The 19,422-nt window shown below is 50.5% G+C and carries 14 protein-coding genes, 2 pseudogenes and 1 CRISPR repeat array (1 of these 17 only partly in view); of the genes and pseudogenes, 3 read left to right on the top strand and 13 right to left on the bottom strand.

The features are described from left to right. Positions 1 to 235: a CRISPR direct-repeat array (repeat unit 29 nt; unit sequence CGGTTTATCCCCGCTGGCGCGGGGAACAC) (it extends 221 nt beyond the left edge of the window). Between the two features lie 84 nt (positions 236 to 319). From cas2e to casA, 7 genes and pseudogenes are all read right to left on the bottom strand, one after another. Beyond that, positions 320 to 613, bottom strand: coding sequence for a type I-E CRISPR-associated endoribonuclease Cas2e (cas2e, locus tag J4685_RS07920; RefSeq protein WP_000062282.1), 294 nt, complete (start codon positions 611 to 613; stop codon positions 320 to 322). A gap of 29 nt (positions 614 to 642) precedes the next feature. Next, on the bottom strand, positions 643 to 1,533 hold the full coding sequence (gene cas1e, locus J4685_RS07915; protein ID WP_000118672.1) for a type I-E CRISPR-associated endonuclease Cas1e: 891 nt from the start codon (positions 1,531 to 1,533) through the stop codon (positions 643 to 645). Continuing rightward, a complete protein-coding gene (gene cas6e, locus J4685_RS07910) occupies positions 1,533 to 2,237 on the bottom strand; it encodes a type I-E CRISPR-associated protein Cas6/Cse3/CasE (RefSeq protein WP_000281412.1) in 705 nt (234 codons plus the stop codon). The genes cas1e and cas6e overlap by 1 nt, the downstream gene beginning before the upstream one ends. Next, positions 2,237 to 2,962 carry a type I-E CRISPR-associated protein Cas5/CasD gene (cas5e, locus tag J4685_RS07905; protein ID WP_000666426.1) on the bottom strand — a complete coding sequence of 242 codons (726 nt, stop codon included), beginning with the start codon at positions 2,960 to 2,962 and terminating at the stop codon, positions 2,237 to 2,239. The genes cas6e and cas5e overlap by 1 nt, the downstream gene beginning before the upstream one ends. A 9-nt stretch (positions 2,963 to 2,971) precedes the next feature. After that, a complete protein-coding gene (cas7e, locus tag J4685_RS07900; RefSeq protein WP_001670238.1) occupies positions 2,972 to 4,030 on the bottom strand; it encodes a type I-E CRISPR-associated protein Cas7/Cse4/CasC in 1,059 nt (352 codons plus the stop codon). Between the two features lie 22 nt (positions 4,031 to 4,052). Beyond that, positions 4,053 to 4,655 carry a type I-E CRISPR-associated protein Cse2/CasB gene (gene casB, locus J4685_RS07895; RefSeq protein WP_000935107.1) on the bottom strand — a complete coding sequence of 201 codons (603 nt, stop codon included), beginning with the start codon at positions 4,653 to 4,655 and terminating at the stop codon, positions 4,053 to 4,055. A 16-nt stretch (positions 4,656 to 4,671) separates the two neighbouring features. After that, a pseudogene (gene casA / locus J4685_RS07890) lies at positions 4,672 to 6,207 on the bottom strand (type I-E CRISPR-associated protein Cse1/CasA). A 357-nt stretch (positions 6,208 to 6,564) separates the two neighbouring features. On the opposite strand from casA, the gene J4685_RS07885 reads away from it, so the two are divergent. Beyond that, positions 6,565 to 9,264, top strand: coding sequence for a CRISPR-associated helicase/endonuclease Cas3 (locus J4685_RS07885; RefSeq protein ID WP_000192065.1), 2,700 nt, complete (start codon positions 6,565 to 6,567; stop codon positions 9,262 to 9,264). A 379-nt stretch (positions 9,265 to 9,643) separates the two neighbouring features. After that, positions 9,644 to 10,597 carry an SPI-1 type III secretion system effector SopD gene (gene sopD, locus J4685_RS07880; RefSeq protein WP_001145531.1) on the top strand — a complete coding sequence of 318 codons (954 nt, stop codon included), beginning with the start codon at positions 9,644 to 9,646 and terminating at the stop codon, positions 10,595 to 10,597. An 87-nt stretch (positions 10,598 to 10,684) separates the two neighbouring features. Here sopD and cysH read toward each other — a convergent pair whose 3' ends face one another. From cysH to cysJ, 3 genes are all read right to left on the bottom strand, one after another. Continuing rightward, the gene (gene cysH, locus J4685_RS07875; protein WP_000080389.1) at positions 10,685 to 11,419 is read right to left on the bottom strand and encodes a phosphoadenosine phosphosulfate reductase; all 735 of its coding nucleotides are present in this window, start codon (positions 11,417 to 11,419) and stop codon (positions 10,685 to 10,687) included. Between the two features lie 75 nt (positions 11,420 to 11,494). Next, a complete protein-coding gene (gene cysI / locus J4685_RS07870; protein ID WP_001290675.1) occupies positions 11,495 to 13,207 on the bottom strand; it encodes an assimilatory sulfite reductase (NADPH) hemoprotein subunit in 1,713 nt (570 codons plus the stop codon). After that, entirely contained in the window at positions 13,207 to 15,006 is a 1,800-nt protein-coding gene (cysJ, locus tag J4685_RS07865; RefSeq protein WP_000210904.1) for an NADPH-dependent assimilatory sulfite reductase flavoprotein subunit, read from the bottom strand. Before cysJ ends, cysI begins: the two co-directional genes overlap by 1 nt. A gap of 435 nt (positions 15,007 to 15,441) precedes the next feature. Between cysJ and queD the strand changes: the two genes are divergently transcribed. Continuing rightward, entirely contained in the window at positions 15,442 to 15,804 is a 363-nt protein-coding gene (gene queD, locus J4685_RS07860) for a 6-carboxytetrahydropterin synthase QueD (protein WP_000108313.1), read from the top strand. 87 nt (positions 15,805 to 15,891) lie between these two features. Here the strand turns inward: queD and J4685_RS07855 are convergent. The 3 genes and pseudogenes from J4685_RS07855 to eno all read right to left on the bottom strand — a co-directional run bounded on the left by J4685_RS07855 (position 15,892) and on the right by eno (position 19,399). Further along, positions 15,892 to 16,688 (bottom strand): annotated as a pseudogene (locus J4685_RS07855) (MBL fold metallo-hydrolase). 605 nt (positions 16,689 to 17,293) lie between these two features. Continuing rightward, on the bottom strand, positions 17,294 to 17,965 hold the full coding sequence (gene queE, locus J4685_RS07850; RefSeq protein ID WP_001199962.1) for a 7-carboxy-7-deazaguanine synthase QueE: 672 nt from the start codon (positions 17,963 to 17,965) through the stop codon (positions 17,294 to 17,296). 135 nt (positions 17,966 to 18,100) lie between these two features. After that, the gene (gene eno, locus J4685_RS07845) at positions 18,101 to 19,399 is read right to left on the bottom strand and encodes a phosphopyruvate hydratase (protein WP_000036734.1); all 1,299 of its coding nucleotides are present in this window, start codon (positions 19,397 to 19,399) and stop codon (positions 18,101 to 18,103) included. Between the last annotated feature and the right edge of the window lie 23 nt (positions 19,400 to 19,422).

Below are 19,422 nucleotides of genomic sequence, written 5' to 3'. Positions count from 1 at the left end.
CTCGCGTAGAAAGTGTTCGTGTGCGGTTTATCCCCGCTGGCGCGGGGAACACCTCATTACGATGTGACGCAATACCGTGCTGTCCGGTTTATCCCCGCTGGCGCGGGGAACACAGCATTTTCTTTGCTGGCCCCCATTTGGTGTACGGTTTATCCCCGCTGGCGCGGGGAACACACGTAGCCGGTACAACTGACGCAGTAGACGTGCGGTTTATCCCCGCTGGCGCGGGGAACACTCTAAATCTACCCAATTGAATTTAAATACTTTTTTAGCGCACAAAAAACCCACCAACTTTTCCTAATTTTTAAAGATCTCTAACTTATTGATTTTCAACAGGTAGAAACGACACCAATCGCAGTCCATCAAGATCTACCGGAATACGTCGATTTACACCAAAAGTCTGAAACTCAAAACCTGATTCTGTATTTGTCGCCCACGCCATAACAACATTTCCCTCATCTGCCAGAACGGAAACCTGTTGCCATATCATCTCGCGGATCTTTGCGGAAACATCACCAACATACACACCAGCTCGAATTTCCAGTAACCAGACGGCCAGCCTCCCCCGCAGACGAGGAGGAACATTTTCGGTAACAACAACCAGCATACTCATCGTTAGGTACTCCGATGACCGGAATCTCCCTACGCAACAGGAAGAGGGATCGCTATGGGTTGTGAATCTTCAGGAGGTAACGGCGGTTGAATTTCCCCTGCCGCGAGAACATCTTCAATAAGAGGAATCAATTTCGCCAATGTTTTTCCACTGCGGAAGATATCCCGGCAGGCAATACGGACATCACGATCGGGCTCGGCAGGATTACGTCGCGCAATTTCAAATGCTTTCGGTACAACGGTCTCAAATTTAATGATATCGGCAATATCATAGACAAAAGAAAGCAGCTTGCCGGTGTGCACAAATCCAATCGCGGGCGCATATCCGGCAGCCAGTATTGCCGCCTCCGTTACGCCATAGAGGCAGGAGGTTGCCGAGCTGATACACTGATTAATGACATCGCCTTTCTCCCAGTCTTTCGGATCGTAGCGACGTCCCTGCCATTTCACGCCATACTGCTTAGCAAGTAGTGCATAGGTTGCCCGCACACGGCTCCCCTCAATACCACGCAATTGATCTACAGAACGACGGCTCGGCGCGGGTTCGCCAAAACGTAATTCAAACATTTTACGCACGACCTTCAGCCGCAAATCTTCATCCAGTGCAAGTTTCGCCTGATAAAGCAATTTGTCGGAACGGGCACCACCAGGCTGCCCCGAAGCGTAAACGCGTACGCCCGCTTCCCCCACCCACACCAGTAACGTACCCACCGTTGCCGCAAGTCGCACGGCGGCATGGGAAACCCGCGTCCCCGGTTCCAGCATGATGCAGGCCACCGATCCAACAGGAATATGGGTACGTACACCCGTTTTATCGATAAGCACAAACGCACCGTCGATCACATCAATTTGTCCGTACTGGAGAAATATCATCGAAACACGGTCTTTCAACGGGATGGGATTCAGCGGCAGCCAGCTCATCAGCGTTTCCTTTTTACCATCAGCATTCCGCAGCCCAGCGCTTTACTTTTACCTAATCCGGAAAATAAAGCCTGTTTAAACAGTGCTGCATCGGTGATACAGAGCGCACCGCTAAAATCAACGCTACTGAAAGTGATTGGGGTTTCCTGGTCTTTACGGACAAAACGATGTTGCTGATACGCTTGCACGCATCCACAATGCGCCTGCAATTCACTGTACTCGTCACCAGCCCACATAGCGAAATCATCAGGTTCCGGTGCAATCAACCGGAAACCATGCTGCTGCCCTTGTTGTTCCAGCCACGCCTGCGCGGCCTGCTGTTGAAGCTCCCACCACCGTTCTTTCTCCACACCATTCGCCTTCGCCTGATGTTTCGCGTTCATCATCACGTCACTGCGCTTACCGTTACGGGTTATCACCGGGTTAGCTCGTAGTTGAAAATCAAGCTCAAGACCATTTGTCAGTTGCGGATTAAATGGTTTGGTTTCAATAAGAAACAGGGAGTGCTGCAATAACGGCGGTATTGCCGAGAGCATAAAAAAGCCGCCATGCGCCTCTTCGCGAAACAGAAACTGACGCAATTCCTGTTCCGGAAAGAGCTGCCATAACCACTGGTGGCTGGCATAAGGCCTGGCTGAATTCCACTTTGCCAACATCTCCGGTCGCAAATTATTAAACCGGAGTTGAATACGAGAAAGATACATTATGTTCTCTCCTGCAACGGCCCATTGAAGCGGGTGTAGCCGCCAAACTGCCAGCGTTGGCGGCTAACTGGCTGGTTATTGCTATGCTGCTTTTGTTGCCAGACCAGACTCTCCTCATCAGGATCATCCCAATAACAAATACCCTTACGCAGGGTAAATCCACTTAATTCCGCTGCGGAAATCTCCTCCACAGCATGAGTGAATACCTCTTTTAAGGTGCCGGTCATTAAACGCGCCGCTAACGGTAACGCCAGCGGGCAGGATTTTCTCCCCAGATAGAGCGGAAAATGCGGTGTCAGCAGCGCCTCTCGCAGTTCGCTAAGCGAATATGGTGCATCAGGCGTGGCGCTTATTGCCACATGCCAGTAGCCATCGCAGCGATACTCTCGCTGCGAGATAAGCGTTCCCACTTCATCCGACGCGAGAGTCAGTTCATCCCGGCGCGTGTAATAACGATACTTTTTGTTTTCTCGCGGCGCGCTAACCGTGTGATAATCCCGCAACCAGCGATCTTGTGAAGCCAACGCGTGCACCGCCAGATGATAGTGCCGGTTAAAGTTATTCAGCCGCGCTTCTTCGTCGCGACGAATTCCTAACGCTGCGGCAAGCAGACCCAATAGCGCAGAGCGCGTGGGAACCGTAGCTGAGTGGCGAATCTCGCCAGACGCTTCCTCCCCCCACGACGCCAGCGGCGCATAAAGCTGAAAAACCAGATATTCCTTCATTATTCATCCTTACTGGCTAACAAAGGCCAGTAATTCCGCCAGAGATCCCGTACCTTCCTGAACGTTCAACTCGCGATAATCGTCTGCACAGTTTCCATATACGCTATCGAAGCTGGCGCGCTGCTGTTTTAAACGGGTTATTGCCGCAGGAATTTGATCGGTATCGCGTACCGGCTGGAAAAATGCCGCCGCCAGAGAACGCGGTTGTTTTTGCCCGACTTCGGCCAACGCATAGGTGGCATAGGCACGAGAAGCGAAGCTGTTTTGTTTACCGGTTGGCGAGACGGTTAACGCTGTTTCAGTGAGTGCCGCGATAGTACGCTTCGCCAGTTCTTCGTTACCACCCAGGTTTTCCACCAGCAGATCGCGGCTGATACAGACATAGGTATAGAAAAGCGCCGAGGCAAAACCCTGCTCGCCCATATGCCCGGAACCTGCGTCTTCCTCTTTATTATTCAGATCGTCAACGGCGGTGAAAAAATCAGACTCAACGGTCACGGCACTTACGCCCAACGCATGGGATACCTGACAAGCAGCCTCGACGTTGAACTCAGGCGATGACGCCAGCATACGGCCAAACAGCGCCATATCTACGCTACGCTGCTCTTTGCGCAGAAGCTTCACTTCTTCATCGTTAGGTTCGCGTTTGTCGGCAATTAGCGTATCAACCAGTTGTTTAATCAAACTAATTTCATGGTTACTGACGTGAACGATCTGCTCAATTTCGAGATTTTTTTCCGGTTTCGCATCTTTATCACTTTTAAGCTTGCCAAATTGCTTAGCGATTAACTCAGACGAACTCTTAGCAATTTTTTCTTCAATTCCGGCATCTTTCATCGGACGATAAACATAATCCACGCCAATTCGACGAGTACGCTTACCCATAAAGCCATCCATTGCCGCTTCAAAAGTTTCCGACACCCGCCAGGCACGCTTCAGACTTTGCGACGATACGCGTAAACGCTCAACTCCTCCCATAAACGCGGTCTTCGGTCTGCCAGACTCATCACGATTCAGGTTAGCGGGCGCATAAGCAGTCAATAAATGCAGTTGAATAAAAGTTGTCATTATCAAATCCTTCTAAAAATGATTATTTGCCACGCGACGTGGAAAGATATTCGTTCGCCCAACGGATGCGACTTCGTTCAAAGGGGTTACGGAATTCCGGCTGATGGTTTTCGCGTCGTTGCCACTCTTCCATCCACAGGAAAATGCCATCGGCAAGTGAAAGAACATTCACCCCCTCCGTACCGCGAATCTTCACTGCCTGAATCAACAACTGGCAAAATGTTTCCGGGTCGGACGCTTTTTGCAAACGTTCAAAACGCAGACCAGAAACGCACGACGTGGAACCTTTAAGCTTTTCCCCTAACTGCGCAGCGAAACTAATATTCTCCTTATGACTCTTAATATGCACAGCGACGCTGACAAACAGAGCCAGAGCCATCTCATCAAGAGGTTGCAGTCGCATATGTTTAAGCAGAGCCTGGCGGAGAGCGTCATGCCCTTCACATATCATTACGCCATATGGCGGCGCCATTCTTTTCAACTCAGCCCGCCAGGCGCGACCGTTGACTCGTTTACCATCCTTGCGCTCATAACGCTCAGACAGCGTAGCAAACCAGTCAAGTAGTGCCTTCTGCGCATCGGGGTGGAGAATTCTGCATAACACTGCTGTATTGCTATTCAGCATATTTGGCTTCCTTCTGTTATTCGACCAGCGCCAACACATCCTTGCGCGCTTTATGTTTACGATAGCTGCTGGCTAAATCCTGTCGGGCCGTCAGCTGGCGCTGCAGGATATCGTCCGGGCAGTCGGGGTTGGTCAGGGCATCACGGTCAAAAACGTGAAATAGATAGTGTGCTAATTCCGCCTCCCACTGACTTACTGCGTGACGAGTCTGTGTATCCTGCCGAAGCGGATCGACAGCCAGCGCCTCTTGCAACGTCCGAAAAGCGGGTTCGGTTTCCTGCCAGAAGGCGATATCCACCATACTAAAATCCATTTTGGCTTCTTTCGGACAATCGAATTTAGCGCTCTTTAACGCGTTCCGTAACAGCGACAGCGACTCACTAGCCAGCACCAGCACAATGTTAAGCGCAGCGAGAAATTGCTCTTCGTGCGAAACGCTAATGAGCGGAATTCGGTGCTGATACCAGCAGCGGACCTTGGCCTTATCCATATCCTAGGCAAAGCACCACAGGCTCATTTTGTTCCGCTGACCAGCGGCACGAACGACCTTTGCAGGCTGCATTTTGTTGAACTTATCCTCACGATTGAGCATCAGCCCCAACCAGTCTTTATAACTTAACCCGCCCGGCTGCCCTTTAAACGCCAGCCAGGGTGCGGATGGATCTTTCAATGCCTGCCGATATGGGGAGAAGGGATGTAGCCAACTGTCGTACTGAACGCCATAATTTTTACTACGCATTTGCAGTAGCAGTGATTCGTGATGCTCCCCGCACAAATCGCAGATACCTGCCACAGTGTGGGTGAAATCCAGTTCTATGCGCCGCGGCATCCCCCAGTAGGCTTGCAAGGGGTGCGCATTATCCGGTGTGACCACATTCCCCGCTTTTTCGCTGGTTTTCGTCGGCGCAAGCCAGGGAAAAATGAGTGGATGCTGTGTAACATTCGGCGGCTCTTCCTGCGGCAAAACGTTAAGCCAAAGTTTTTTCCATAGTGGATATTTATCTTCTTCCTGCGGTACCACCAGCGTAGTCAGCGGACCACCGCCGCGCATCCCTACCCGGTAACCCGCCCCGCCGGCAGGTGAATTGGTTTGAATCGCAAATAGCGCTATCGCCGCGCAGTGAGGACATATTTGTTCTACGTTGCCACGTTTTACAAAATGATCTTTATTGAGCTTGAGCGCATTCCCGCCCGGAGCATCCACCAGCAGCCCGGCAATAGAACCATATTCACTATCGAGAGGATCAAAACTTTGCAGGAAGGAAGGTTTTTGCTCGCCGAACTGTAGAGCCAGAGAAATCGTATTTAACGCCTTCTCCCATTGTTCGAATTCGATACTTTCATGCCAGATATCTGCCCATTCTTCTTTATCTTCCGGCGCGACGGTACATTGTAAAATACCAATCAGCATTTGCCATGCCGCCCCCTGAAAGTCAGCCCGAGGATAGGCAAGATCCTGAATGCGGTTATCCAGAAGATCGCGTAATGATATTTTCTTTTTATCGCCGTTTGAGAATATGACGGGAAGCCATTTCTCTTTGGTTAAATCCATACCTTTACTCCTGCAGGGCTATTTATTAAGCCAATTTGGAATATTACCTACCTATAGGTAGGTTCCGTCCTGAGGTATCTCTTAAATACTGTCATCGGAGTTATACTACATTTTCTCGAAGACGAAAATATAAATAAAAAGTAGATACAGTCTTAAATCAGACTATGTATTTTTTATAGTTATCTGTTATCTTTAATACGTTCCCTAAAATTATGGGATAAACCGTAGATGCAGTCTTAATAGCGCAGCGTTCCCCGCGCCAGCGGGGATAACCTAATCCAGACAAAAAAACTGGCCAATTACCCGTATCCCAATTTATTATCGATTTCATTGTAATCCCCCTCCTACAGAAAAAAGATGACACAGATAGAATATCTGGACTACCTCTGCTATTGGGGGAAAACAGATAAATCAACAGAAAACATAACCTGTAATTATCATTTACTGGCATACCATTGCCTGGACGTTGCTGCATGCGGGGAATACATAATAAAAAACAATACATTCAATTCATGTAATATATTAAAAGAATGTAATATCTCAGGTACAAATGCAGAAAACTGGATAATCTGGTTTCTTGCCAGCCACGATATCGGAAAATTCGCCAGAGGATTTCAAAAATACGCCGAATTCCCAGACTCTCCCTTAGTCTCTCCCATTAGCGGTGTTTCCGCATTTGAGAGACATGATTCCTTAGGCTTCTATTTATGGGGTAAATTATTTGAAGCGTGGAGTTCAGGTAGTAATGAAATTATCGCAGGCATTGAACCAGAAAATCGCGCCAGGTTTGAAAGCGCTTTAAATAGCTGGATGCTTATTAGCACCGGGCACCATGGCATCCCGCCGGACACCATGAAAAATAGAAGCTCGCTGGCATTCACCGATGAAGACATTGTCGCAGCAACGCATTATCTGGAAGCATTAAGTGAATTATTCCCTTTCACTCTACCTCAGGAATGGAAAACCAAAGCAGGGAGAAAATGTTTAAAACAGCACAGTTGGTTTTTCGCTGGGCTTGTCACCCTCGCCGACTGGATGGGCTCGGATGAAAGCCAGTTTCCACTGCTCAGCAGCGCCATGCCATTGAAAGATTATTGGCCTCTCGCTTGTGAAAAAGCCCAACAGGCCATCCTCCGAATGCCGCCGTTATCTCAGCACAGCCATTATCAAGATCACCGGGCATTATTTCCGTTCATTCAGACGCTCACCCCTCTTCAGCAACGAGCAAGCGAACTGGATATTTCAGCACCCGGTGCACAGCTGGTTGTCCTGGAAGACGTTACCGGAGCAGGCAAAACAGAGGCCGCACTGATTCTGACTCACCGCTTAATGTCAGCCAATAAAGGCCACGGTCTCTACGTTGGGTTGCCGACAATGGCCACCGCAAACGCCATGTATCAGCGCCTGGCATCGGCTTATCATGCGCTATTTACCGATGAGTCCAGGCCATCGCTCATCCTGGCACACGGTGGGCGAGAAATGTCGGACTCTTTCCGACAATCCATCTGGCAGCCAACAGAAAATATAGCTGAAGATTATGCCCGTGATGATGGCAACGCGACTACTGAGTGCCATACCTGGTTTGCAGATTCACGCAAAAAAGCGCTGCTGGCGGAAGTCGGCGTAGGTACGCTGGATCAACTCTTAATGGCGGTGATGCCTTTTCGCCATCAATCGCTCCGATTGCTAGGGATGCGCGACAAAATCCTGCTGCTGGATGAAGTGCACGCCTATGATGGTTATATGGTTAAATTGCTGGAAGGTTTATTGCGCTTCCATGCCGCCCAGGGCGGTAGCGCTATTATTCTGAGCGCCACTCTTCCCGCCGCTTTACGGGAAAAATTACTTAATGCGTTTAGCGATGGCGCGGAATTTATGAGCGCTGGTGGTAGCGATAACGCGGGTTATCCATGGTTAAGCCACCTCACTTCCTCCGGTCTGTTAGAGCAACCACTGGCCACACGTCCCGAAGTCCAAAGGACTGTAGCCGTTAATTGGATACAGCAGCGCCAGGAAGCACTGGACATTATTTATCGCGTTGTGGCAACCGGACAGTGCATTTGTTGGATCCGCAACACGGTTGATGATGCGCTGGACACTTACCAGCAGTTGCTACACGAGGGAATCGTTCCAGAGCAGGATCTTTTGCTTTTCCACAGCCGTTTTGCTTTTATCGATCGTATTGCTATTGAAAATAAAACGTTAAACTGGTTTGGTAACAATGCCCCCGTTTCTGAACGACGTGGTAAGGTATTAATCGCCACACAAGTCGTTGAACAAAGTCTCGATCTGGACTTTGACTGGATGATCACCGATCTGGCGCCGATTGATTTATTGATCCAGCGCGCCGGTCGCCTGCAACGCCATATCCGCGATGCCCATGGGCAACGAAAATCTACGCTTCCGGATGAACGCCAGCCACCAGTATTGCATATTCTGGCCCCTCACTGGCAGGAGCAGGCAGAAGAGGGCTGGTTGGGGCAAGAGCTAAAAGGTACCGGCTTTGTTTACACCGATCATGCCTGCCTGTGGCGTACCCAGGCGCTGCTGCGTCAACATGGTGAGATCCGTATGCCGGATAATGCCAGAGCACTCGTTGACGGCGTATACGAGCAGAAAATTGCTGCGCCAGCAGGCTTGCAGACGATCTCTGACGTTGCCTTTGGCAAAGTCCTTAGCCAACGTTCAGTGGCTGCGCAAAATTTATTACGTTACGATCTCGGTTACGATCGAGAAGCCAGCGACTTTTTATGGGATAAAGATAGAGAATTTTCTACCCGTCTGGGTGAAGAGAGTGTTGATGTTTATCTCGCCAGAAAAGACATTGATGGACAGCTACGCCCTTTAGTTGATGAAATAGATTTCTGCTGGGAAAAAAGTCGCTTATCCGTCCGAAAATCATGGTGGCAAAAAAATTCTGGTACATTCCAATGTCCAGATGAGGAAACATTAGCCTGTTTCAGAAAACGCCACCATCGCCCTTCCGGACAGATTGTGCTGGTATCTGATACCGGAGAAGCTAGCTATTACAGTAAACGTTTTGGATTGGTTGGATAACGGGTATTATTCTAACTCCGTTGTATAGAGAAGTTATTACATTAGATTCACTAAAATCTTTGTAGCTTCTCTATCTATATCCATTTCCATGAATACCCTTAATTAAATTTAACTACTTCATTTCATCATACTTTATCTCTCAGCATCAACACTATCCATGACAAACCAAAATTTAAAAAAACGACCATTTGCGGCGAATCATCTACCTTTTGTCTGAATTATCGTCACCACAAAGGATTATCAACCATAAATGTGCTGTATTTATAATGCCGTTCACATTCTCTCCTGTAGTAAACCTTGTCTGTTTAATAAAAAAGAGCGAATTGAACGATATATTTTACTCCGGATATTGAATAATATAAATTTGAAGGAAAATATTATGCCAGTCACTTTAAGCTTCGGTAATCATCAAAATTATACGCTTAATGAAAGTCGGATTGCTCATCTGTTAAGCGCAGATAAAGAAAAAGCAATCCATATGGGGGGCTGGGATAAAGTCCAGGATCATTTTAGAGCGGAAAAAAAGGACCATGCGCTGGAAGTGTTACACTCCATCATTCACGGGCAGGGCCGTGGCGAACCTGGAGAGATGGAAGTTAACGTAGAGGATATAAATAAAATTTACGCCTTTAAACGGCTACAACATCTGGCCTGCCCGGCTCATCAGGATCTATTTACTATCAAGATGGACGCTTCTCAGACACAATTTTTACTTATGGTCGGCGACACGGTGATCAGCCAAAGCAATATTAAGGACATCCTTAATATATCAGATGATGCAGTGATAGAATCTATGAGTAGAGAGGAGAGACAGTTATTTTTACAAATATGCGAGGTGATTGGTGCGAAGATGACCTGGCACCCGGAATTACTTCAGGAGTCGATTTCAACTCTACGAAAAGAAGTGACGGGCAATGCACAAATCAAAGCGGCGGTTTATGAGATGATGCGTCCCGCAGAGGCTCCAGACCACCCGCTTGTCGAATGGCAGGACTCGCTTACTGAAGATGAAAAATCGATGCTGACCTGTATTAATGCAGGTAACTTTGAGCCTACAACTCAGTTTTGCAAAATAGGTTATCAGGAGGTACAAGGTGAAGTCGCTTTTAGCATGATGCATCCGTGTATCTCCTATTTACTACATACCTATTCGCCGTTTGCAGAGTTTAAACCAACAAATTCTGGTTTTTTAAAAAAACTTAATCAGGATTATAACGACTATCATGCAAAAAAAATGTTTATTGATGTAATTCTTGAAAAGCTATATCTAACCCATGAACGTTCTTTGCACATTGGTAAAGATGGGTGCAGTCGTAATATATTACTGACATAAAGATAGTCAGTAATATAACCAATTTAAAATCCGGCTGCCTGCCGGATTTTTCATAGCAGCAAGTATAATCATACCGCGTAAGGACAATTACCCTTCGTGCAGCCCGCACTCGCGCTTCAGCCCGAAGAAGCGTGTCTCTTCTTCCGCCATGCCCGGCTCCCACTTGCGGGTGGTGTGCGTATCGCCCACCGACAGATAGCCCTGATCCCACAGCGGATGGTATTTCAGACCGTGCTTTTGCAGATACTGGTAAACCGTGCGGTTATCCCAGTCGATAATCGGTAGCACTTTAAACACGCCGCGCTGGATAGCGAGAACGGGTAAATGCGCGCGGCTACCGGACTGCTCGCGACGCAGACCCGCAAACCAGGTCTGCGCGTTTAACTCTTTGAGCGCCCGGTTCATCGGCTCGACTTTGTTGATCTCATTGTATTTCTCAATGCCCTCAACGCCCTGCTCCCACAGTTTGCCGTAGCGCGCTTCCTGCCAGGCTGGACTTTCGCCCGCGCGGTAAACTTTCAGGTTGAGTTTGAGTTTGTCCGTTAGCTCATCAATAAACTGGTAGGCTTCCGGGAACAGGTAGCCGGTATCGGTGAGGATCACCGGGATATCCGGGCGAATCTGGTTCACCAGGTGCAGGCTCACCGCCGCCTGGATGCCAAAGCTTGAGGAGAGCACGTATTCGCCGGGCAGATTTTCCAGCGCCCAGGCCACGCGTTCTTCGGCAGTCAGCGTTTCCAGTTGAGCGTTGGTTTCCGCCAACGCCAGTACGCGATCGACTTTTGGCAGTTCATTCAATGCGTTGAGATCGAGTTGGGACATAAGTTCCTCACTGTTTGCCTTGCCTGATGGCGCTGCGCTTATCAGGCCTACACAGACGCCATCCGGCAATTCAGGTTATTCCCAGAAATCACGCGCGGGATCGAGCACCGGGCGAATGATGCCCGCACGCACCGTAAAGTCGCCGAAGCCTTCACCCGCTTCACGCTCTTTCGCCCAGCGCCCAATCAGTTCACCCAGCGAAGCCAGAATATCCGGCTCGGTGATATTTTCTTTATACATCCGTGGGATACGTGTCCCAATACGGTTGCCACCAAGATGCAGGTTATAACGACCAGGCGCTTTCCCTACTAAGCCAATTTCCGCCAGCATCGCGCGACCACAGCCGTTCGGGCAGCCGGTCACGCGCATCACGATATGCTCATCAGGAATGCCGTGTTTTTCCAGAATCGCTTCCACTTTGTCCGTGAACGACGGCAGGAAACGCTCGGCTTCCGCCATTGCCAGCGGGCAGGTTGGGAACGACACGCAGGCCATTGAGTTTTCACGCTGCGGTTTCACCGCATTCATCAACCCGTGGTCGCGCGCCAGCGTCTCGATCTTCGCTTTCTGGCTTTCCGGCACGCTGGCAATAATCAGGTTCTGGTTAGCGGTGATACGGAACTCGCCCTGATGAATCTTCGCGATCTCCAGCAGGCCGGTTTTCAGCGGACGCCCCGAATAATCCAGAATGCGGCCATTTTCGATAAACAGCGTCAGGTGCCAGTTGTTGTCGATCCCTTTCACCCAACCGATACGATCGCCGCGACCGGTAAACTCATACGGGCGGATCGGCTCAAATTTGATCCCCGCGCGACGCTCAACTTCTTCTTTGAACGTGTCGACACCGACGCGCTCAAGGGTATATTTGGTTTTGGCGTTTTTACGGTCGGTACGGTTACCCCAGTCACGCTGCGTGGTCACCACCGCTTCGGCTACCGCCAGGGTGTGCTCCAGCGGCAGATAGCCAAACTCGCTGGCCGTACGAGCGTAGGTTTTCTTATTACCATGCTCAATAGACAGACCGCCGCCCACCAGCAGGTTAAAGCCGACCAGCTTGCCGTTCTCGGCAATCGCCACAAGGTTCATGTCGTTGGCGTGCAGATCGATATCGTTTTGCGGCGGGATCACCACCGTGGTTTTAAATTTACGCGGCAGATAGGTCTGACCGAGGATCGGCTCTTCATCGGTGGTCGCCACCTTCTCCTGATCGAGCCAGATCTCCGCATACGCACGGGTGCGCGGCAGCAGATGTTCGGAGATCTTCTTCGCCCACTCGTAGGCTTCAGCATGCAGCTGAGACTCGTACGGGTTAGAGGTACACAGCACGTTACGGTTCATGTCGTTGGCAGTCGCCAGCGCGTCCAGCCCCACCGAGTGCAGCATCTGGTGCACTGGCTTGACGTTCTTCTTCAGAATGCCGTGGAACTGGAAGGTCTGACGGTTGGTCAGACGGATACTGCCATAAATCGTGTTATCCGCCGCGAATTTGTCGATCGCCTTCCACTGGGTGGTAGTGATCACTCCGCCCGGCAGACGGCAGCGCAGCAGCATCGCGTGACGCGGCTCCAGCTTCTGCGCCGCACGCTCGGCGCGAATATCGCGATCATCCTGCTGGTACATGCCGTGGAAACGGATCAGCAGGAAGTTATCGCCGTGGAAGCCGCCGGTCAGGCCGTCATTCAGATCTTCCGCGATGGTGCCGCGCAGGAAATTACTTTCACGCTTCATGCGCTCGGCATCGGACAGTTTACCTTCGACCACCAGTGGGCCTGGATGTTTTTCGCTCATTAGTAGACATCTCGCTGATAACGGCGCTCTACGCGCAGCTCACTTAAATATTCATCTGCCGATTCGATGTCCATTGCACCGAATTCAGCGATCACTTCCAGCAATGCTTTTTCGACATCTACGGCCATGCACCTGGCGTCGCCGCAGACATAAATGTGGGCACCGTCATTGATCCAGCGCCACAGCTCCGCGCCCTGTTCGCGCAGTTTGTCTTGTACGTAGATTTTTTCTTTTTGATCGCGGGACCAGGCCAGATCGATCCGGTTCAGCACGCCTTCTTTCACGTAACGCTGCCATTCAACCTGATAAAGGAAGTCTTCGGTGAAGTGCGGGTTACCGAAGAACAGCCAGTTCTTGCCTTCCGCACCGTCGGCGGCGCGTTGCTGCATAAAGGCGCGGAACGGCGCGATACCCGTACCTGGGCCAATCATAATCACCGGAGTCTGCGGATTCGCTGGCAGGCGGAAATTATCGTTGTGTTCAATAAACACGCGCACTTCGCCCTCTTCTTCCACGCGGCCGGCGAGGAAGCTGGAAGCGCCACCGGCGCGGGCGCGGCCTTCAATGTCATAACGAACCACGCCAACGGTGATATGCACTTCGCTCTCCACTTCCGCCTGCGCGGAGGCGATGGAGTACAGACGCGGCGTCAGCGGACGCAGCAGGCCGATTAGCGCCTGAGCATCCAGCTGCGCCGGAGAGAAACGCACCATATCAACAATGGGCGTGGTCGCGGCGTAGTGCTGGAGCTGCGCTTTGTCGCCCACTAATGGCAACAGCGACTCACTGCGCGTCAGGGTCGCGTAGTTCTCAACAATGTTGGCGGTATTCACCGTCAGCTCGAAGTGCCACTCCAGCGCTTCGGCGAGCGGCAGGGTTTTACCATCAACCGTCACCGGCTCATCGCCTTTCAGCCACAGCAACTCAACCAGTTCCTTCACCAGAGCCGGATCGTTCTGATACCAGACGCCCAGCGCATCGCCCGGCTGGTAACGCAGACCGGAGTCGCCTAAATCAATCTCAATATGACGAACGTCTTTTTCCGAGTTGCGACCGGTGATTTTCTGATTCACGGAGAGGGTCGCGGTCAGCGGCGCGTCTTTGGTATAGGGGCTGGTGTGGATGTCGTTTACCGCGCCAGTAGCGACGGATTGCGAAGGTGCCGCGACAGGTGCGCGGGACTTCAGAACATCAACCACGCGGGCGCGCCATTCGCTGGCAGCTGCCTGATATTCAACGTCAGCATCGACACGGTCGAGCAGGCGTTCACCGCCCAGTTCCGCCAGTTTGCTGTCGAAATCTTTTCCGGACTGGCAGAAAAATTCATAAGAGGTGTCGCCGAGGCTAAACACGGCAAAAGCGGTGTTTTCCAGTTTCAGCGCTTTTTTCGAGAACAGGAACTTATGCAGCGCGACGGCCTCTTCCGGCGGCTCGCCTTCTCCCTGGGTGGACGTCACTATCACCAGCAGTTTTTCACTGGCAATCTGTTTGAATTTGTAATCGCCGGCGTTCACCAGTGTCACATTAAGGTTGGCCGCCAGCAGATCATCACGCAGCGCTTCCGCCACACGACGCGCATTGCCGGTTTGCGAAGCGGAGATAAGCGTAACTCCCGGCATCTTCCCCTCAGGAGCAGGCGTGACGGCAACAGCGCCTGAGCGCGGGTTCAGTACGCCCCAAAAATAGCCGGAGACCCAGGCAAGCTGTTCGGGAGTAAGGTCGGTTGTCGCGGCCTGAAGGCGCGCCAGTTGCTCCGGATTAAGCGGAAGCAACCCAGTCAGTGGAGCCGGTGTCGTCATGCGTCGTTATGTTCCAGTAAGCAAAGCGGATCTATACACAAAATCATTCAAGTTCGCTGTAGCTCAGACTGTAAGCTGATCGCGCCCCAGGAGCGTACATAAATACGTGACTGGGGCGAGTAAACGCAGTCAACACAGATGCGGCTTGAAGGATGAAGTGTATAAGCGATAAATCCCAAACTAAGGATAAGGGTAACGGTGAGAGGAATAACAATTAAAGAAGGGTTGGAAATAACAAATAACCAAATGAACTAACCTGTTTTAGTTATCGTTATTAACGCCAAAATCGATTTTATAATTGATTGATAATTATTAAATTTTCTGGAAATTCTTAAATTAATTGCCCGTCACAAGGCGGAGAATGGTTTTAGTTAATGATAAAAAATGCGCTTTCCGGTACCCTACGGCGGTTTTTTTATTGCCTGAGAGTTCATCATGTCCACCACGTTGTATAAAGATTTCACCTTTGAAGCCGCTCACCGCCTGCCTCACGTGCCTGAAGGGCATAAGTGCGGCCGCCTGCACGGACACTCGTTTATGGTGCGTCTCGAAATTACCGGTGAAGTCGATCCGCATACCGGTTGGATTATGGATTTCGCGGATCTCAAAGCGGCGTTTAAACCTACTTACGATCGTCTTGATCACTACTATCTGAATGATATTCCAGGGCTGTCCAATCCCACCAGCGAAGTGCTGGCAAAATGGATTTGGGATCAGGTTAAACCTGTCGTGCCGCTACTGAGCGCCGTGATGGTGAAAGAGACCTGTACAGCCGGCTGCGTCTATCGCGGCGAATAAGGTTTATTAACGCGTGGGCTGGATGGCAGATTGATTCCAGCCTATCCACACGACGTTTTATCAGTGAAAACATTGTCCAGCGCGGTGTTAAAAGCGCAGCACATCACCGGTTGCAGGTGCGGTTATTTCCGGTAGCCACAACCGCCCCCAGGCCCCTGTACAGTGACAACCGCATAGTTTTTCAGGTTTTTGTTCTTGCAGAAAGCGCCTGACTCGCCACAGCGTGAACGGTGTGCGCAGCGGAGATGAAATCCGCCGACAAGCGCGTAAATCCGCTTTATACCGGTAATGTTCTGACAGTGCCGGACAATATTTGCGATCCCCCGATGCCCGCATCCCGTAATGATGACTAATCCTTTTGCCGATTGGTAAATCAGTACACCCTCATCCAAAATAGAGTCCGGCTCCGCATCGTGGCCGCCAAAAATGCCGTAGGCTTCAGGCGCGACCACTGCTATTTCCCCTGACCAGATAAAGTTTTCGCCAATCGGCAGGGGGTCACGCGTGTACATCATTCGGTAGCGTGAATAGTCCACCTCACACGACAATTTTTTTATTTTCCGGGTAATACCGAGAAAAGTCATTGCCGCATAACGTTCACGCGCAATATCGGGATGGCAGATGATTCGACTGTTATCAGGAAGCCACGGCACGCCGCCGCAATGATCGTAATGACCATGCGAAAGCACCACAGCAGACACATCGGACAGGTCGATCCCCATCGCCAACGCGTTTTGCATAAAACTGCCATCAGGGCCGGTATCGAACAAGATAGACGTAGACTCATCCTCGACCAACAAGCTTAATCCTGGCCGGGCCTTCAACGATTTATCCGCTCCAGCTCCCTTATGATTTTCGAGCAATACCCTGATCCTTAACGCCATGGCCTTCTCCTGTATAAAAGCCTCCCCGGGAAAACGCGGCCTTTTTACTTTACAGGTTTGTAGCAGCCATTACTGGTACACAGATTATGATTATGCAACGGCTATCCCCGCTGGCGCGGGGAACACACGGCAACGGATGCGACCGCCAGCGCGATCCCCGGTTTATCCCCGCTGGCGCGGGGAACACTGTTCGAGTTGCGCCGGTGATTTGAAATCTTCCGGTTTATCCCCGCTGGCGCGGGGAACACGATGGCCTGTTTTTCAACGAAAGAGAAGAATTCGGTTTATCCCCGCTGGCGCGGGGAACACACTAAACGTATATCGTTGTTTATAAACTATTTTTTATCAGCACCACATTCCACCAACCTAATCGCAACAATTTAAATTATTAAAGAACAGCTAATTTGCTGATTTTGATGCAAAAAAGTTCATAGAATGATTTTTTCTTTAAATTTACCAAAATAGCGTGATCCGTGCATCGCTATGGAAAAATTTATCAGCGCTTTTATACACTCATCGAAATTCACATAGAGAAAATAAACAATGCAAGGTAATGGATGAGTCACAGACGGCATCGGCAGGCCGTCTGTAAGATTAGTAATGCATCAGGCGATATTTAAATATTTATGCGTTTGCATAGACAGCCGCCAGTTACGTGCAATACACGTTTCAATACACAGACGCGTCGCGTCTTCTTTCTGGCTAATGGGCTGCAAAGCAATCACGCGCGGTTTATCATCGCTCAACGTGGCTAACAGTTCATCCAGCGCCTCAATATCACGAACTCGCCCAACGGGATGCTTGATTTCATTGGCGCGCTCCAGCGCCTGGGAAAGCACGTCATATCCTCCGCGCATATTCACTTTTGGTGAAACCGTTACCCAGGTGTTAGGCGTACAGCGCACTTCGTGCGTCCCGCTGGTCTCAATCTGACAACTAAAACCACTCTTTTCAAGCAGATCGGTGAGCGGCATGAGGTCGTGAATACAGGGTTCGCCACCGGTGATGACAACGTGACGCGCGGTATAGCCCTGACGATTAATCACCGCCAGTAGATCTTCGCTGCTCGCAGCCCCCCATTTGTCGCTCTCTTTGATTTTTGCAAGAATACTGTACAGGGACACTTCCCGATCGCTAAGTTTATCCCAGGTGTGTTTGGTATCGCACCAGGCACAGCCGACCGGACATCCCTGTAAACGAATAAAAATAGCGGGGACGCCGGTAAAGTAACCCTCGCCTTGTAGGGTCTGGAACATCTCGTTAATCGGGTACTGCATAGCGTTCTCTGTTAAGGGGATAATCGTTAATTATTGCAGATTTCGTCTGCCCGGTCATGCACAGCAGCTGCGCTATTGAACCGATACAAAAAAACCCGCCGAAGCGGGTTTTTACGTTAAGAGGTAAAAGCAGGATTACGCCTGGCCTTTGATCTCTTTACGACCATTGTACGGTGCTTTTTCGCCCAGAGCTTCTTCGATACGAATCAGCTGGTTGTATTTAGCAACACGGTCAGAACGGCTCATAGAACCGGTTTTGATCTGGCCTGCAGCGGTACCAACAGCCAGGTCAGCGATGGTAGCGTCTTCAGTTTCGCCAGAACGGTGAGAGATGACAGCAGTATAGCCAGCGTCTTTCGCCATCTTGATTGCAGCCAGAGTTTCGGTCAGAGAACCGATCTGGTTGAATTTGATCAGGATGGAGTTAGCGATGCCTTTCTCGATGCCTTCTTTCAGGATTTTGGTGTTGGTTACGAACAGGTCGTCACCAACCAGCTGGATTTTGTCGCCCAGTACTTTGGTCTGGTAGGCAAAACCGTCCCAGTCAGACTCGTCCAGACCATCTTCGATGGAAACGATCGGGTACTGTTTGGTCAGCTCTTCCAGGAAGTGGGTGAATTCTTCGGAGGTGAACGCTTTGTTGCCTTCGCCAGCCAGAACGTATTTACCGTCTTTGTAGAATTCAGATGCTGCGCAGTCCATCGCCAGGGTGATGTCTTTACCCAGCTCGTAACCAGCCGCTTTAACCGCTTCAGCGATTACCGCCAGCGCTTCTGCGTTGGAGCCCAGGTTCGGCGCATAGCCGCCTTCGTCACCCACAGCGGTGTTCATGCCTTTGCCTTTCAGCACTTTTGCCAGGTGATGGAAAACTTCAGAACCCATACGGATGGCTTCTTTAACCGTTTTCGCGCCAACCGGCTGGATCATGAATTCCTGGATGTCGACGTTGTTGTCAGCGTGCTCGCCGCCGTTGATGATGTTCATCATCGGAACCGGCATGGAGTATTTGCCCGGCGTGCCGTTCAGTTCAGCAATGTGCTCGTACAGCGGCATACCTTTAGCGGCAGCAGCAGCTTTGGCGTTAGCCAGAGAGACAGCCAGAATGGCGTTTGCACCGAAGTTAGATTTGTTTTCAGTACCGTCCAGGTCGATCATGATTTTGTCGATGCCAGCCTGGTCTTTAGCGTCTTTGCCAAGAATAGCCTGAGCGATCGGGCCGTTAACCGCGCCAACAGCTTTGGTTACGCCTTTACCCAGGAAACGGGATTTGTCGCCATCGCGCAGTTCCAGCGCTTCGCGGGAACCAGTAGAAGCACCTGACGGAGCCGCCGCCATACCTACGAAACCACCTTCCAGGTGTACTTCAGCTTCAACAGTCGGGTTACCACGGGAGTCGATGATTTCACGACCGATGACTTTAACGATTTTGGACATTAGGTTTTCCTCAAGTCACTAGT

The organism is Salmonella sp. 32100201201700099SM (genome assembly GCF_017572645.1).
Taxonomy (GTDB): domain Bacteria; phylum Pseudomonadota; class Gammaproteobacteria; order Enterobacterales; family Enterobacteriaceae; genus Salmonella; species Salmonella enterica.
This window is presented reverse-complemented; position numbering and strand designations above follow the sequence as displayed.

Excerpts from the sequence above, each read along its gene's own strand:
- cas2e (WP_000062282.1), bottom strand. The coding sequence starts at position 613 with ATGAGTATGCTGGTTGTTGTTACCGAAAATGTTCCTCCTCGTCTGCGG.
- cas1e (WP_000118672.1), bottom strand. The coding sequence starts at position 1,533 with ATGAGCTGGCTGCCGCTGAATCCCATCCCGTTGAAAGACCGTGTTTCG.
- cas6e (WP_000281412.1), bottom strand. The coding sequence starts at position 2,237 with ATGTATCTTTCTCGTATTCAACTCCGGTTTAATAATTTGCGACCGGAG.
- cas5e (WP_000666426.1), bottom strand. The coding sequence starts at position 2,962 with ATGAAGGAATATCTGGTTTTTCAGCTTTATGCGCCGCTGGCGTCGTGG.
- cas7e (WP_001670238.1), bottom strand. The coding sequence starts at position 4,030 with ATGACAACTTTTATTCAACTGCATTTATTGACTGCTTATGCGCCCGCT.
- casB (WP_000935107.1), bottom strand. The coding sequence starts at position 4,655 with ATGCTGAATAGCAATACAGCAGTGTTATGCAGAATTCTCCACCCCGAT.
- J4685_RS07885 (WP_000192065.1), top strand. The coding sequence starts at position 6,565 with ATGACACAGATAGAATATCTGGACTACCTCTGCTATTGGGGGAAAACA.
- sopD (WP_001145531.1), top strand. The coding sequence starts at position 9,644 with ATGCCAGTCACTTTAAGCTTCGGTAATCATCAAAATTATACGCTTAAT.
- cysH (WP_000080389.1), bottom strand. The coding sequence starts at position 11,419 with ATGTCCCAACTCGATCTCAACGCATTGAATGAACTGCCAAAAGTCGAT.
- cysI (WP_001290675.1), bottom strand. The coding sequence starts at position 13,207 with ATGAGCGAAAAACATCCAGGCCCACTGGTGGTCGAAGGTAAACTGTCC.
- cysJ (WP_000210904.1), bottom strand. The coding sequence starts at position 15,006 with ATGACGACACCGGCTCCACTGACTGGGTTGCTTCCGCTTAATCCGGAG.
- queD (WP_000108313.1), top strand. The coding sequence starts at position 15,442 with ATGTCCACCACGTTGTATAAAGATTTCACCTTTGAAGCCGCTCACCGC.
- queE (WP_001199962.1), bottom strand. The coding sequence starts at position 17,965 with ATGCAGTACCCGATTAACGAGATGTTCCAGACCCTACAAGGCGAGGGT.
- eno (WP_000036734.1), bottom strand. The coding sequence starts at position 19,399 with ATGTCCAAAATCGTTAAAGTCATCGGTCGTGAAATCATCGACTCCCGT.